Origin of the sequence: Amycolatopsis sp. NPDC023774, assembly GCF_040639695.1 — a bacterium.
Lineage (GTDB): Bacteria > Actinomycetota > Actinomycetes > Mycobacteriales > Pseudonocardiaceae > Amycolatopsis.
The window spans coordinates 130,850-145,403 of the sequence record NZ_JBFAAJ010000015.1 but is presented as its reverse complement, the minus strand read 5'-3'; the positions used below and the strand labels follow the sequence as shown (position 1 = coordinate 145,403).

The following is a 14,554-nucleotide window of genomic DNA, read 5'->3' as shown; positions in this document are numbered from 1 at the left end:
GCGGGTGGTCATCGCCGCGCCCGGCTCGGGGCACGGCAAGACCACCATCGCCGCGGGGCTGATGGCGGCGTTGCGCGCGGCCGGGCACCGCGTGTCCGGGCACAAGGTCGGGCCCGACTTCATCGACCCGAGCTACCACGCGCTGGCCACCGGCCGTCCCGCGCGCAACCTCGACCCGTTCCTGCAGGGTGAGGACCGGCTGGTTCCCCTGCTGCGTCACGGTTGCGAGGGTGCGGACATCGCCGTGATCGAAGGCGTGATGGGACTGTTCGACGGCGCGCTCGGCACGGAGGGGTACGCGTCGACCGCCCACGTCGCCCGGGTGCTCGACGCGCCGGTGGTGCTGGTGGTCGACGCTTCGGCCGCTTCGCGCAGCGTCGCGGCGACCGTGCTCGGGTTCGCGAACTACGACACGCGCGTGCGCCTCGCCGGGGTGATCCTCAACAAGCTCGGTTCGCAGCGTCACGAGGACGAGATCGCATCGGCGTTGGAAGCCACGGGCGTTCCGCTGCTGGGTGCGTTGCGGCGCAACGAGAACGTGCACGCGCCGAGCCGCCACCTCGGGTTGGTGCCCGCGGCCGAGCGCGCCGCCGACTCGCAGCAGGTGCTGCCGGAGCTGGCGTCGTGGGTGGCCAGCGGGGTGGACCTCGGGGCCGTGGTTCGGGTCGCACGGGCGGCGCCGCCGTTGGCCGGTCCCGTGTGGACACCGCCCGGCGACTTCGAGGGGCCGCGGACGGTGGTGGCCGCCGCGGCCGGGCCGGCGTTCACGTTCCGGTACACGGAGAACGTCGAGTTGCTGGCCTCGTTCGGCGTGGACGTCGTCGACGTGGATCCGCTGCGGGCCGAGCGGTTGCCCGAAGGCTGCGCCGGGTTGTACTTCGGCGGCGGCTTCCCCGAGGTGCACGCCGCGGAGCTGTCGGCGAACAAGCCGTTGCTCACGGCGGTGGCGGACGCGGTCGGGCAGGGTATGCCGGTGAGCGCGGAGTGCGCGGGGCTGCTGTACCTGAGCCGTGAGCTGGACGGGATGCCGATGGCCGGGGTCGTCGACGCGGCGGCGGTGATGACTGGGCGCGGGAAGCTCGGGTACCGGACGGCGGTTTCACTGGCGGACAACGTGCTTGCTGTCGCTGGTCAGCGCGTGACCGGACACGAGTTCCACCGGACCGAGCTCACGCCCGGGGCCGGTCCGTCGCCGGCATGGGGGTGGGAACGGACGGTGGACGGGTTCGCCTCGGCTTCTCTGCACGCGTCGTACCTGCACGTGCACTGGGCCGGGTACCCGGAGCTGGCGGAACGGTTCGCCGCCCACGTGCGCGCCTTTGCCCAGGTGGCCTCGCGTGGCTGACTCCGCTCATTACGACCTCCACCACCACGGCGATCGCGAGGTCGGGCCGGGGCTGGTGGACCTCGCGGTGAACGTCCGGCTGCCCCGCCCGCCCGAGTGGCTGCGGCGGGAGCTGGTGTCCGCTGTGGACAGTCTCGCCGCGTACCCCGATTCGTCGGCGGCCCAGGCTGCGGTTGCCGCGCGGCACGGCCGTCCGGTGCCTGAAGTGCTGGTCACGGCGGGGGCGGCCGAGGCGTTCACCTTGCTGGCCTCGGCTCTGCAGCCGCGGCACGCGGTGGTGGTGCATCCGCAGTTCACCGAACCCGAGGCCGCGTTGCGCGCCGCGGGGCACGAGGTCTCGCGCGTGGTCCTGTCCGCTTCGGACGGTTACGTGCTGGACCCCTCGGCGGTTCCGGACGAAGCGGACCTGGTCTTCGTGGGCAACCCGACGAACCCGACGTCCGTGCTGCATCCCGCCACCGTTGTCCGGGCCTTGATCCGGCCCGGCCGCCTGCTCGTGGTCGACGAGGCCTTCCTCGACGCGATTCCCGGCGAAGCCGAGAGCCTTGCGGGTTCGTCGCTCGACGGCGTGGTGGTGCTGCGCAGCCTCACGAAGACGTGGGGTCTCGCCGGCCTGCGCGCGGGTTATGTCCTCGGCCCGGCCGGCCTCCTCGCCCGCCTGCGCTCGGTCCAGCCACCGTGGTCGGTCTCGACGCTCGCGGCCGTCGCCACGGTCGCCTGCTGCCGCCCGGCCGCTCTCGAAGAAGCGGAAAAACTCGCCACTGCCGCCGAATCCGACCGCGACTACCTCGTCTCCCGCCTCGCGGACCTGGGCCTGGCCGTGCTCGGCGACCCGAGGGGACCGTTCGTGCTCGTCGAGGGCCCCGACGACGGCCTCCGGAGCCGGCTGCGCGAGGCGGGCTACGCCGTCCGCCGCGGCGACACCTTCCCCGGCCTCGGCTCCCGGCACCTGCGGCTGGCCGTCCGCTCACGCGAAGTCACCGACGGCTTCATCGCGGCACTGTCCCGCTCGTTGTAGCCGGCGAGCACGAGGAGACCGTGCGTATCACTCGTTTCGGGTGAGGAACCGCCGGTGGTCCGGTGGCACAGTACCGAGTTTCCCGTCTTGTCCGGCGAACGCGACTTCGACCACCGCACCCATCCCGCCAAGGAGACGCATGTCTGTCACGACTGAAGGGGCAGCGCACGATCAAGCGATCCGGCCGTTCACGGTCGAGACGTCCGATGCGGATCTCGAAGATCTGCGTGCGCGTGTCTTGGCCACTCGCTGGCCCGAGAAGGAACCCGTCTCGGACATCTCGCAGGGCGTGCAGCTCGAGACGATGCAGGCGCTCGCCCGCTATTGGGCGACGGAGTACGACTGGCGCCGGTGCGAGGAGAGACTGAAGGCTCTCCCGCACTTCATCACCGAGATCGACGGCCTCGACATCCACTTCGTCCACGTTCGCTCGAAACACGAAGACGCGTTGCCGCTCCTCGTCGCGCACGGCTGGCCCGGCTCGGTCATCGAGCAGCTGAAGATCATCGGCCCGCTCACCGATCCCACGGCCCACGGCGCGAGCGAAGCGGACGCTTTCCACCTGGTGATCCCGTCGATGCCCGGCTACGGGTTCTCGGGCAAGCCCGCCGTCACCGGCTGGGGCCCCGAGCACATCGCGCGCGCCTGGGCGGAGCTGATGAAGCGCCTAGGATACGACGTCTACGTCGCCTCGGGCGGCGATTGGGGCGGGCAGATCGTCGATCTGATGGGTGCGCAGGCGCCGGTGGGCCTGGTCGGCATCCACACCAATTTCCCCGGCGCCGTCCGCCCCGACGTCGCCCAGGCCGTGCAGTCCGGCGGCCCGGCGCCGCCCGATCTGTCCGAGGAGGGAACACGCCTCTACGAAAAACTGAGGGACTTCTTCGCGACAGACGTGGCCTACGCCCTCGAGATGGGGACCCACCCGCAGACGCTCTACGGAATCGCCGATTCCCCCATCGGCCTCGCCGCCTGGATGCTTGACCACGACTCGGCCAGTCTGGCGCTGATCGCCCGGGTCTTCGACGGACAGTCCGAGGGACTGACCCGCGACGACGTGCTCGACAACATCACCCACTACTGGTTGACGAACACGGGGGTCTCTTCGGGACGTCTCTACCGGGAGAACACGCTCGGCTTCTTCGACCCGAAGGGCGTCTCCGTCCCGGTGGCGGTGAGCGTCTTCCCCGACGAGCTCTACCAGGTGCCGCGGACCTGGGCCGAGGAGGCCTATCCCCGGCTCATCCACTACAACCGGCTCGACAAGGGCGGGCACTTCGCCGCTTGGGAGCAGCCGGAGCTGTTCGCCTCCGAGGTCCGCGCCGGACTGCGGTCGGTGCGGTAGATGTCGGTATCCGCGCGCACGAGCATGCCCGCACTCAGCGGCGCCGAGTGGCTCAACTCCGGGCCACTGGGCCCCGCCGAGCTGGCCGGCCACGTCGTCGTCGTCAACTTCTGGACGCTGACCTGCATCAACTGGCTGCGCCAGGAGCCGTACGTCCGCGCCTGGTCGCGGGCCTATCGGGACGACGGGTTGATCGTCATCGGCGTCCACACGCCGGAGTTCTCGTTCGAGCACGAGATCGACCGCGTGCGCCAGGCGACGACCGAACGGGGAATCGACTACCCGGTCACTGTCGACAACGACTACGTCATCTGGAGTGCGTTCGACAACCACTACTGGCCGGCGCTCTACTTCGTGGACGCCCACGGCGTCATCCGCGACCACCACTTCGGTGAAGGACGCTACGAGCAGTCGGAGCGCGTCATCCAGCGACTGCTCGGCGTCGAGCGCGAGCTCGTCTCCGTCGCCGGGCAGGGCGTGGAGGCCGCGGCCGACTGGGATCACCTGCGGACGCTCGAGACGTATCTCGGCTACGCGCGTGGTGAGCACTTCGCGTCGCCGGGCCGGGTCGGGTTCGACGAACGACGCACTTACGAGCTCCCGCCGCAGGGCGTGCGCCTCGGCACCTGGGCCCTCTCCGGTGTGTGGACGATCGGGCCCGAGAGCGTCGTGGTCGCCGAGGCCGGCGGGAGCATCACCTACCGATTCCACGCGCGCGACGCGCATCTCGTGCTGGCTCGCGGTGGGGGAGCGCCGATTCCCTTCCGCGTGGCGCTCGACGGCGCGGCTCCCGGCCCAGCACACGGTGTGGACGTCGACGCGGACGGGCACGGCTTGCTCCGAGACGCGCGCCTGTACCAGCTCGTGCGCCAGCACGACGAGGTCCGCGAGCGGACGCTGGAGATCACCTTCCTCGAACCTGGCGCCGGGGCGTACGTGTTCACGTTCGGCTAGCCCCGTCGTCGTCGACCGGCACCGGGTGCGGCTCAGCCGGCGAGCGTGAGCAGCGCCGCCGCCACCCCCACTTCGACCCCGGCGCCGAGGACGTCACCGGTGATTCCGCCCAGGCGCCGGACGCACCGGGCGAGCAAGGCTGCCGCGGCGAAGTACCCAGCGCCGACCGCGGCCACCCCTTGCCACCACGGCAAGCCGGGCACCAGTGCGGCGAGCGCGGCGGCTACCAGACCGACGGCCACCGCGACCACCCGCGGCACGGATCCCGCGACCGTCGCACCGAGCCCGTCCGGCCGGGCCGACGGCACGCCGCGCGCGCACGACATCGACAGCGTGCACCGGCCCGCCAGCACGGAGACCACGGCGGCCACGACGCCGTGGCCCGCCGACACGGCCCCGGTCAAAGCGCCGACCTGCACCAGGAGCACGAAGACGAGCGTCGCCACGCCGGTCGGGCCCGAGTCGCCGCGCCGCATGACGTCGAGGGCTTTGGCGCGGTCGTAGGAGGCGCCGAGCCCGTCCGCGGTGTCGGCCAGCCCGTCGAGGTGCAGGCCGCGGCTGCCCAGAGCCACCACTCCCAGCGCGAGGGCGGCGACGGCGAGCGCGGGCAGTCCCACGGCCACGCCGCCGGCGACGACCAGGCCCGCGGCCGCGGCGAGGGGGACCGCCGCAACCGGGCCCAGCACCATCGCCACCCCGGCCACCCCGCGATCGATGACGCGCGGGGCCGGCACGGGCACGGTGGTCAGGGTGCCGACGGCCAGCCGCAGCGCGTCGCCGAGCTTCACCGACTCCCCATTCGCAGCCTTGCGAAACCGTGGCACCCGAGAGCGGCCGACGTCCTCGCAGCGCCCCGCCGCACCGCCGCAGACGACCACCCGAATCCTTCGAGCCACGCTCCGGCGGCCCTCAGGTCCTCGCGGGCAGCCCTCACGCGAGGTCCGCCAGCAATCCCATGTCCGCGATGATCGCCCGCGCCGCCCGCAGCGTCGGCACGGCCTGGACGGCGCCGCTGCCTTCACCGAGCCGCAGGCCCAGGTCGAGGATCGGCGTCAGGCCCAGTGCCTTCAACGCGAACGCCTGCGAAGGCTCCGTCGAGCGGTGCCCCGCGAGCCACCACTGCTCGGCACCCGCAGCGATGTCCCGGGCGACCAGCGCGGCCGCGCCGGAGAAGACGCCGTCGAGCAGCACGGGGATGCCCCGTACGGCCGCCTCCACCAGGAACCCCGCGGTGGCCGCGACACAGGCGCTGCCCAACGCCGTCAGCCGCTCGAACGGATCGGCCACCCGCCCCGCGGCGCGCTGCACCGCGGCCTCGACCACGGCCGTCTTCGCGTCCAGCGCCGCACCGGAGACACCGGTGCCCGTGCCGACGACGTCCGCCGCGGGCAGGCCCAGCGTGGCCGCGACCAGGGCCGCGCACATCGTGGTGTTGCCGATGCCCATGTCGCCCGGAATGAGCAGATCCGCGTCCGCCTCCTCCGCCGCGATGGCACGCCCGGCCTCGAACGCCGCGAGTGCCTCACCCGGGGCGAGGGCGTCTTCGACGTCGATGGCGCCCGAGCCACGGCGGATCTTGTGCGCGGTCACGGAAGCCGGAACATCCGAAGCGTCCTCATCGACCGCGATGTCCGCCACGCGCACGCGAGCGCCGACCTGCGCGGCGAGCACCGTGACGCCACTGCGCCCGGCCAGGAACACCCGCACCATCGCCGCCGTGACCTCACGCGGGTAGGCCGACTGCGCCGACACCCCGTGGTCACCCGCGAAGACGACCACCCGCACGTCGTCCAGCGGGCGCGGCGGCACCACGCCGTGGGCAGCGCTGAGCCACGCGGCCAACTCCTCGAGCCGGCCCAGCGCGCCGAGCGGCTTCACCAGGCCGTCGAGGCGCTCCTGCGCGGCGGCGCGGGCGGCGGAGTCGGGCACGGGGATGTCGAATCGCGGCACGGCGGACTCCTTACGGCAGTTCGAGCACCCGCCCGGCGACGACCAGCAGACTCCGGTCGGACTCGGCGGACACCCGGTTGTTGAGTGCGCCCAGCACATCACGGAACAGCCGTCCGGACGACGTAGCGGGCACCACACCGCTGCCGACCTCGTTGCTCACGGCCACCACGGGCACGCGCGCCTGGGTCCACGCGGCCAGGAAGTCTTCGAGCCGGTCGTCGAGCCGGCGTTCCCAGCCGGGCTTGCCCGCCCATGCGCCGACCTCGTCGAGCACACGCGAGACCCACGTGCCGAGGCAATCGATCAGCAACGGGCTCGTCGCTGTGCGCAGCAGGGTCGCCAGGTCCGTGGTCTCCACCGTGGTCCAGTGGCGGGGGCGGCGCGCCTTGTGCGCGGCGACGCGGGCGGCCCACTCGGGGTCGTCGTCGCTCGGGGGGAGGCCGGGGGCCACGTACACGAGGTGCGTGTGGTGCGCGACGATCCGCTCCGCGTGCCTCGACTTCCCCGAGCGGACGCCGCCGAGGACCAGCACCTTGCCGTCGTCGCGTCCGTACCGGCGGAGGGTCCGCGCCAGGGTCTCGAGATACCCGGCGAGCCGGTGCGTCAGCTTGGTCATACCCGGCATTCTCGTGCACGCGCTACCGTTCGCCACGTGCCACTCCGACAAGCCGTCACAGCGGCCGGCCTGATCACCGGATACGCGGCCGACTCACTCTTCGGTGACCCCCGCCGCGGGCACCCGGTCGCGGTGTTCGGCAGCTGGGCCGGTGCGCTGGAACGCCGCTGGTGGGCCGACTCGAAGCCGCGCGGAGCGGCGTACGCGGCGGTCTGCGCGGGAGCGGCGACGGGCCTGGGCGTGGCTGCTCAGCTGAGCACGCGCCGACGCCCCTTCGCGCGCTTCGCCCTCACCGCCGCCGCGACGTGGGTGGTGCTCGGTGGTCGCGGGCTCGCCGCGGAGGGCCGCGAGATGGCGCGGCTGCTCGACGCCGGCGACGTCCTCGCCGCTCGCGCCCGCCTCTCGCACCTCTGCGCGCGCGACGCGTCGGAGCTCGATTCCGCGGAGCTCACGCGCGCGGCCACCGAGTCGATCGCGGAGAACACGTCCGACGCCGTGGTCGCGCCGCTGCTGTGGGGCGCCGTCGCCGGCATCCCCGGCCTGCTCGGCTACCGCGCGCTCAACACCCTCGACGCGATGGTCGGTTACCGCTCGTCGCGCCACCGCAACTTCGGCTGGGCGGCGGCGCGGCTCGACGACGTCGTCAACCTCGTCCCGGCACGGGCCGGCGCCGTGCTCACCGCTTTGTCCGCGCCGCTCGCCGGCGGGCGGGTCCGGGCGTCGCTGCGCGCGTGGCGGCGCTACGGCTCCCACCACCCGAGCCCCAACGCCGGCCAGGTCGAAGCGGCGTTCGCCGGCGCGCTCAGCCTGCGCCTCGGTGGCACCAACAGTTACGGCGGCGAGATCGAGGCCCGCGGCACGCTCGGTGACGGCCGCGCGCCGCAGCCCGTCGACCTGCGCCGCGCGGTGCGGTTGTCGCGCGTGGCCGGCGCGGCCGCGGCCCTGGTGGCAGCGGCGGTGGCGGTGGCGCGATGAACGGGCTGCTGGTCGCCGGCACGACGTCCGACGCGGGGAAGAGCCTGGTCACGGCCGGACTCTGCCGCTGGCTCGCGCGCCGCGGTGTGCGGGTGGCGCCGTTCAAGTCGCAGAACATGTCGAACAACTCGATGGTCTGCGCCGACGGTGCCGAAATCGGCCGTGCGCAGTGGCTGCAGGCCCGCGCCGCGCGCGTCGAGCCCGAAGCGGCGATGAACCCCGTGCTGCTCAAGCCGGGCAGCGACCGGCGCAGCCACGTGATCGCGTTGGGGAAACCGTTCGGCACATTGGAAGCCGGCGAGTACGCGACCGGCCGCGCGGGGCTGGCGGAGATCGCGTTCGGCGCTTTCGAAGACCTGAGCTTCCGCTTCGACGTGGTCGTGTGCGAGGGTGCGGGCAGCCCCGCGGAGATCAACCTGCGCGGCGGCGACTACGTGAACATGGGTTTGGCGCGGCGGTTCTCGCTGCCGGTGCTCGTGGTCGGCGACATCGACCGCGGCGGCGTGCTGGCGGCGATGTTCGGCACGCTCGCGCTGCTGTCACCGGAGGACCAGGCGCTGGTCGCGGGCTGGGTGGTCAACAAGTTCCGCGGCGACGTCGGCCTGCTGCGCCCGGGACTGAAGAGCCTCGAAGACGTGACCGGCCGGCCCGTGCTCGGGGTGCTGCCGTGGCTCGACCGCGTGTGGATCGACTCCGAAGACGCGCTGGCCGCCGCGGGCTGGCGCCGCGAGGCCCCGAGCGGCGGTGGGTTGCGGGTGGCCGTGGTGCGCTTCCCGCGCGCCTCGAACGCCACTGACGTCGACGCGCTGGCCGCCGAACCCGGCGTGACGGTGAGCCTCACCGCCGACCCGGACCCGGTCGCCGCCGCGGATCTCGTGGTGCTGCCCGGTTCCCGCGCCACCGTGGACGACCTGCGCTGGCTGCGCGAGCGTGGCCTCGCCGACGCGGTGACCGCCCGAGCCGCCGCCGGCCGTCCCGTGCTCGGTATCTGCGGCGGCTACCAGATGCTCGCCGCCACCATCCACGACGACGTCGAGTCGCGCGCCGGCACGGTCGACGGGCTCGGCCTCCTGCCCACCGAAGTGACGTTCGCGGGGGAGAAGGTGCTCGGTCGCCCGACCGGCCAGTGGCGCGGCCACCGGGTCGAGGCCTACGAAATCCACCACGGCACCGCGTCGAGCGCCGACGCGGAGTCCTTTCTGGACGGTCACCGCGTCGGCTCGGTGTGGGGCACGACGTGGCACGGCGCTTTCGAGAACGACGGCTTCCGCCGTGCCTGGCTGACGGAGGTGGCGGCTCAGGCCGGCGTCGACTGGGCGCCGGCCGAGGGCGCGCCGGGGTTCGCCTCGCTGCGCGAGGGCATGCTGGAGCGCCTGGCCGACGCCATCGAGGCCGAAGTGGACACAGAGAAACTGCTGGAGCTGCTGGAAAACGGTGCGCCGGCCGGGTTGCCGTTCGTTCCGCCCGGCGCGCCGTGATCCGCTAGTGCACCACCGGGGCCGTCAGCGCGCCGTTCTCGGACTCGAAGGTGCAGACCGCCGAGCGCCGGCGGTGCTGCCACGACCCTTCATCCGGGTAGTACACGGCCATGACCAGGTCCGAAGGCGGCGTGGTGGTCGCGAAGAAGTTCCGCTGCTCGGCCTCGCAGTAGTCACGGGCCTGCGCCGACAGCGTCGAGTCGCCGGGGTAGGCGTCCGTGTCCCCACCCGGCAGCGCGACCAGCCCGTAGATCTCGGAGTGGTGCGGCTCGTCGCACGGGACCTTGGCGATGTTGCTGGTCAGTTCGTCGTAGGTGGTGAAGCACTGGCCTTTCTGCGCCGCGAAGACGCTGTCGCCCCCGACGGCGACATCGTCGCTGGCGGGCGCGAAGCCACCGATCGCGACGGCGATCGCGATGAGGAGCAGCCACGCCCCGCTGACGCAGAGCCCCGCGATCGCCAGCCCACGGCCACGCTGGCCGGTGGGCCGGGTCTGGCTCAGCGCGAGGACACCGAAAATCACGCTCAGCAGCACGCTGATCGGCAGGAACGCCAGCACCAGCGAGGCGATGGCGAAGCCGTTGGTCTTGCCGGCCGCGCGCGGCGGCGGTGGCGGCAGCGGCGCGTCCTGGTAGCTCGGCCCCGTCGGCTTGGGCGGCAGGACAGATTCGGACATACGGGTCCCCTGAATTCTTCGTGGAATCCCCCGACCCGACGAAGATCCTAACCGGTGCGATACCGCTTGCGCGACAACAATTCAGGCAAGACCAGCGTCGTGCACCAGGATGGCCACCTGCGTCCGGTTGGAGGCTTCCACTTTGGACATGATGCGGCCCAGGTGGACCTTCACGGTGGCCTGGCTGACGCCGAGTTTGGCGGCGATCACCGCGTTGCTCGAGCCCTCGGCCACGGCCACCGCGACCTCGCGTTCGCGGGAGGTCAGCGCCGCCAGCCGCGCCTTCGCGGTCTCGGTGGCGCCCCCGGACGCGAACTCGCCGAGCAGCCGCCGCGTGACGGTCGGTGACAGCATCGCCTCGCCGCGGCGCACCACGTGCAGGGCGCTGACCAGGTCGCGCGGCGGCGTGTCCTTGAGCAGGAACCCGGTGGCGCCGCGGCGCAGCGCGGTGTGCACGTACTCGTCGAGGTCGAACGTGGTCAGCACGACCACCGCCGGCGCCTCGGGCAGCGCCGTGACCACACGGGTCACCTCGAGGCCGTCGGCACCGGGCATCTGGATGTCGGTGAGCACGACGTCGGGCCGATGCCGCGCGACGAGCTCGGCGACGCCGGTGCCGTCGCCCGCCTCCGCGACCACGCGGATCTCCGGGTCCGACTCGAGGATCATCCGGATGCCGCTGCGCACGAGCACCTCGTCGTCGAGCAGCACGACCTTGATCACCGCAGCGTCCTCCTCATCTCACGCGTCGGCGGCGAGCGGGAACACCGCGCGCACCACGTAGTCACCCGAACCGTCGGGACCGACGCGCAGCACGCCGCCGGCCAGCGTCACGCGCTCACGCATACCGATCACGCCGTACCCCGCGCCGGGCAGGCCCGCCGACGCGCCGAGCGCGTTGGCCACCTCGACCACGAGCTTGCCGCTGTCGAGCGACAGCCGGACGCGGATCGGTGCGCCCGGCGCGTGTTTCGCCGCGTTGGTCAGCGCTTCCTGCACGATCCGGTAGGCCGCCCGGCCCACCTTCTCCGGCACCTGCGGCAGGGGCTCGGGCACCTCGGTGTCGACGTTCGCGCCCGCAGCGGCGAGGTCGCCGGCCAGCTGCGCGACGCCGTCGAGCGTCGGGCTCGGCAGCGCCTTCGGTTCGTTCTCCTCCTCGCGCAGCACCCCCAGGATGTCGCGCAGCTCGGTGAGCGCGGCGGCGCTCGACTCGCGGATCACCTCGGCGAGCCGGGCGGTCTCCTCGTCGGGTGCGCGCACCGACAACGCGCCCGCTTGCAGCGCGACGATGCTCACACGGTGGGCCACCACGTCGTGCATCTCGCGCGCGATCCGCCGGCGCTCGGCCGTCACGGCGCGTTCGGCGAGCAGGTCACGTGTGCGTTCGGCCTGGTCGGCGCGGTCGTGCAGGGCGTCGACCAGCACGGCGCGCTGGTGCATCCACAGACCCGCGAGCAGCGGCAGGAGCAGCGTCAGGGCCAGGACGAAGCCGACGACCTCCCAGTCTTGGAGGTCGCCGGGCCGGTAGGTGGCGAACGCCAGCACCAGGTCCGCGCCCACGGCGACCGCCGTCGGCCACTTCGGCCCCCGATGCGCGGCGACCGTGTAGAGCGTGAAGACCATGGCGAGCTGCGCCGTCGGCGCGAACCAGGCCAGCACCGCCATCGCCAGCAGCGTGACCAGCGGGAACCGGCGCCGCAGCAGCAACAGCACGAGCACGGCCACGATCGTCAGCTGCCACAGCGGGGGCCGGGTCACGCCGTTGAGCGTCTCCAGCACGAGCGCGCCCGCGACCGCGATTGCCAGGCAGGCGTCGAGCAGCAGCAGTCGCACGGTGATCACCGTACGACTTTCCGGTTAGTCCGATCGAGCTGCCCGGCCGATGCGCGAACGACGGCGGGCTCGGCAAGGTTGGCCCCGTGGCGAAAACGACCGGAAAACCGCGGCCGGCCGCCGCCACCGTGACCGCAGCCACGGCTGATCCCGCGGCTGCCTGCGCGCTCAGTGCGGGCGAACGGCTGGAAGGAGTGAGATGACCGGCGACCTGGACTGGTGACTCAGACGGCTGGCGCGGTGGCCTTCTGGGAGGGCTTCAGGACCCTTTCCGCGAAGAAACCGAAGAACAGGCCGAGCGTCAGCCACAGCGTCACCTGCGTGCCGACCGACGCGGTGCGGAAGCTCCACAGCGTGGACGCCGGGAACGTCGGCGGCACCTCGTCGATCACCGGCATCAGCCACGCGACCACGGCCATCACCACGAGGTAACCGGCGCAGGCCAGCAGGCCGCCGCGCCACGCGCCGAGGCGGTCGGCGAGCTTGCGGCCGAACACGGTGGCGAGGATGCCCGCGAGGAGGGAGACGGCGACGAACCCGAAGTACAGCTCGGTTCGTGCCCCGATCGTGCCCGGCTGACCCACCGCGGGCGGATTGGCCGGGTACTTGAGGAACGGCACGAAGAACACCACGCCGAACGCGCCCGCGGTCAGCAGAGCCGTGGTCACCCGGGGGCGCAGCGATCCGATGCGGCCGTGGACGAACGCGAAGGCCAGCGAGAACAGCCCGCCGATGGCGACGCCGTAGACGAGCACGCCGGTCAGCAGGCCGACGGTGCTCTGGATGTCACGCGGCACGAGCTCTGCTTCGGGCTGTTGTGCCTCGTCACCCGGGTCTTGCGCCTGCCCGGCGGCCGGGTCGTGGGTGTGGGAGTGCTCGGCGGAGCCGGCCTCCTCGAAGCCGATGGCGCTGTTGACCGACGGCTCGCCGAACAGGTAGGCGAAGACGAACGCGAGCACGCCGGCGATCAGGCCCGCGAGCATGCCGCGGACCAGCAAGGACCTCATCACGGTGGTTCGCCCGCCTCAGTGGCAGGGGAACGCGAGCAAGTGCCGGCCGTCGTGCACGAATTCGTGCACGTACATGTTGGCGAACACCGCGGCGGCGCCCTGTTCGGTGCTCACGAAGTAGAGGGCGATGAGGGCGAGCAGGCCCACCAGCACGGCCCACGGAACGATCTGGCGCACGGGAATCCGGACGGGGATCGGTGTGGCGACGGCGGGTGCTGCGGGGGTGGTCACTGTGCCTCCTCGGGCTTTCGCGGCCTCATCGGGAGCGGCACGACGGTCCGGGTCTGGCTTCCCCTCGAAGGTGCTCGAAGAGTCACAGTGGCGCGACCGCGCGGATTCTCACCGCGTTCCGGAACTCGTCGTCTGGCTGACCGAGCGTAGGTCCCTGTGCTACCGGCAGTCAATGTCACATCGATGTGAGGTGCCCGATGTGAGAATCGCGGTATGGCTGAATTGGTGGCGGCATTGGACGTGGGCGGCACGACCGTGAAGGCGGCCCTGCTCGACGCGGAACTGAACGCGCTCGCGACGACCCGGGTGCCCACGGCGAGGAGCGCGGACGGCACGGCGCTGGCCGAGCAGGTGGCCGACGTGGTTTCTTCGCTCGCGGAGCAGGCCGGCACGGGTTCGCCGGGTGCGGTCGGCGTCGTGGTGCCGGGCATCGTCGACGAGGAGGCGCGCGTCGCTCGGTTCTCGGCCAACCTCGACTGGCGTGACGTGCCGTTCGGCGACCTGCTGGAGAACCGGCTGGGGCTGCCGGTGGCGTTCGGCCACGACGTGAGCGCCGGTGGGCTGGCGGAGTTCCGCGTGGGCGCGGGGAAGGGCTGCACCGACGCGGCGTTCATCGCCGTGGGCACGGGGATCGCGGCCGCGTTGCTGCTGGACGGGCGCCTCTACCGGGCCCACGGGCTGGCCGGCGAAGTCGGCCACATCGACGTGGGCCACCGCATTGTCTGCGGCTGCGGGGCCACGGGCTGTCTCGAGGCGATCTCGTCGGCGTCGGCCATCGCGCGCCGCTACACCGAACGGACCGGCCGCCCGGCCGACGGCGCGCAACCCGTGGTCGACGCCGCGCGCCACGGCGACGAAGCCGCGGTCGCCGTCGTCTCCGACGCGCTCGACGGACTCGGCCACGGCTTGCGGACGCTGCTGACGTTGCTCGCGCCGGAGGTGATCGTGCTGGGCGGCGGGTTGTTCACCGCAGCCGACTACGTGCTCGATCCGGTGCGGGACTACTTGGCTTCGGCGCTGACTTTTCAGCGGATGCCGGAACTTCGGGTGGCTTCGCTGGGCGACGAAGCCGGGCGGCTGGGTGCCGGTCTGCTGGCGCTGGACCTGCTGCACGACCGCTGAC

15 protein-coding genes are annotated in these 14,554 nt (G+C 72.5%); 7 read left to right on the top strand and 8 right to left on the bottom strand.

Annotated features, from left to right (window positions below; all coding sequences use genetic code 11):
• The first annotated feature begins 4 nt into the window (after positions 1 to 4).
• The 4 genes from AB0F91_RS27825 (at position 5) to AB0F91_RS27810 (ending at position 4,662) form a co-directional block, all read left to right on the top strand.
• Positions 5 to 1,345 (top strand): cobyrinate a,c-diamide synthase, encoded by a 1,341-nt coding sequence (locus tag AB0F91_RS27825; RefSeq protein WP_360602014.1) that lies wholly within the window; start codon positions 5 to 7, stop codon positions 1,343 to 1,345.
• The gene (cobC, locus tag AB0F91_RS27820) at positions 1,338 to 2,363 is read left to right on the top strand and encodes an Rv2231c family pyridoxal phosphate-dependent protein CobC (protein WP_360602012.1); all 1,026 of its coding nucleotides are present in this window, start codon (positions 1,338 to 1,340) and stop codon (positions 2,361 to 2,363) included. The genes AB0F91_RS27825 and cobC overlap by 8 nt, the downstream gene beginning before the upstream one ends.
• A gap of 139 nt (positions 2,364 to 2,502) precedes the next feature.
• Positions 2,503 to 3,708: an epoxide hydrolase family protein gene (locus AB0F91_RS27815; protein WP_360602010.1), complete on the top strand. Its 1,206-nt coding sequence runs from the start codon at positions 2,503 to 2,505 to the stop codon at positions 3,706 to 3,708.
• Positions 3,709 to 4,662 (top strand): redoxin domain-containing protein, encoded by a 954-nt coding sequence (locus AB0F91_RS27810; RefSeq protein WP_360602008.1) that lies wholly within the window; start codon positions 3,709 to 3,711, stop codon positions 4,660 to 4,662. It begins immediately after the preceding gene.
• Between the two features lie 32 nt (positions 4,663 to 4,694).
• On the opposite strand, the gene AB0F91_RS27805 is transcribed toward AB0F91_RS27810, so the two are convergent.
• The 3 genes from AB0F91_RS27805 to AB0F91_RS27795 form a co-directional block, all read right to left on the bottom strand.
• Complete coding sequence (locus AB0F91_RS27805; protein ID WP_360602006.1) at positions 4,695 to 5,450, bottom strand: adenosylcobinamide-GDP ribazoletransferase; 756 nt, start codon at positions 5,448 to 5,450, stop codon at positions 4,695 to 4,697.
• A 142-nt stretch (positions 5,451 to 5,592) separates the two neighbouring features.
• The gene (gene cobT, locus AB0F91_RS27800; RefSeq protein WP_360602004.1) at positions 5,593 to 6,612 is read right to left on the bottom strand and encodes a nicotinate-nucleotide--dimethylbenzimidazole phosphoribosyltransferase; all 1,020 of its coding nucleotides are present in this window, start codon (positions 6,610 to 6,612) and stop codon (positions 5,593 to 5,595) included.
• A 10-nt stretch (positions 6,613 to 6,622) separates the two neighbouring features.
• A complete protein-coding gene (locus AB0F91_RS27795) occupies positions 6,623 to 7,228 on the bottom strand; it encodes a bifunctional adenosylcobinamide kinase/adenosylcobinamide-phosphate guanylyltransferase (protein WP_360602002.1) in 606 nt (201 codons plus the stop codon).
• 36 nt (positions 7,229 to 7,264) lie between these two features.
• Here AB0F91_RS27795 and AB0F91_RS27790 point away from each other — a divergent pair, with 36 nt between their 5' ends.
• Together AB0F91_RS27790 and AB0F91_RS27785 are read left to right on the top strand one after the other, a co-directional pair.
• Positions 7,265 to 8,203, top strand: coding sequence for a cobalamin biosynthesis protein (locus tag AB0F91_RS27790; protein WP_360602000.1), 939 nt, complete (start codon positions 7,265 to 7,267; stop codon positions 8,201 to 8,203).
• Positions 8,200 to 9,681 (top strand): cobyric acid synthase, encoded by a 1,482-nt coding sequence (locus AB0F91_RS27785; protein ID WP_360601998.1) that lies wholly within the window; start codon positions 8,200 to 8,202, stop codon positions 9,679 to 9,681. Before AB0F91_RS27790 ends, AB0F91_RS27785 begins: the two co-directional genes overlap by 4 nt.
• A gap of 4 nt (positions 9,682 to 9,685) precedes the next feature.
• On the opposite strand, the gene AB0F91_RS27780 is transcribed toward AB0F91_RS27785, so the two are convergent.
• The 5 genes from AB0F91_RS27780 to AB0F91_RS27760 form a co-directional block, all read right to left on the bottom strand.
• On the bottom strand, positions 9,686 to 10,357 hold the full coding sequence (locus tag AB0F91_RS27780) for a DUF4190 domain-containing protein (protein ID WP_360601996.1): 672 nt from the start codon (positions 10,355 to 10,357) through the stop codon (positions 9,686 to 9,688).
• A gap of 81 nt (positions 10,358 to 10,438) precedes the next feature.
• Positions 10,439 to 11,080, bottom strand: coding sequence for a response regulator transcription factor (locus AB0F91_RS27775; protein ID WP_360601994.1), 642 nt, complete (start codon positions 11,078 to 11,080; stop codon positions 10,439 to 10,441).
• Positions 11,081 to 11,098: 18 nt separating this feature from the next.
• Positions 11,099 to 12,199, bottom strand: coding sequence for a histidine kinase (locus AB0F91_RS27770; protein WP_360601992.1), 1,101 nt, complete (start codon positions 12,197 to 12,199; stop codon positions 11,099 to 11,101).
• Between the two features lie 215 nt (positions 12,200 to 12,414).
• Positions 12,415 to 13,200, bottom strand: coding sequence for a CbtA family protein (locus AB0F91_RS27765; protein WP_360601990.1), 786 nt, complete (start codon positions 13,198 to 13,200; stop codon positions 12,415 to 12,417).
• Positions 13,201 to 13,215: 15 nt separating this feature from the next.
• Positions 13,216 to 13,431: a CbtB-domain containing protein gene (locus tag AB0F91_RS27760; protein WP_360601988.1), complete on the bottom strand. Its 216-nt coding sequence runs from the start codon at positions 13,429 to 13,431 to the stop codon at positions 13,216 to 13,218.
• Between the two features lie 213 nt (positions 13,432 to 13,644).
• Between AB0F91_RS27760 and AB0F91_RS27755 the strand changes: the two genes are divergently transcribed.
• A complete protein-coding gene (locus tag AB0F91_RS27755; RefSeq protein ID WP_360601986.1) occupies positions 13,645 to 14,553 on the top strand; it encodes an ROK family protein in 909 nt (302 codons plus the stop codon).
• Position 14,554 lies beyond the last annotated feature (1 nt).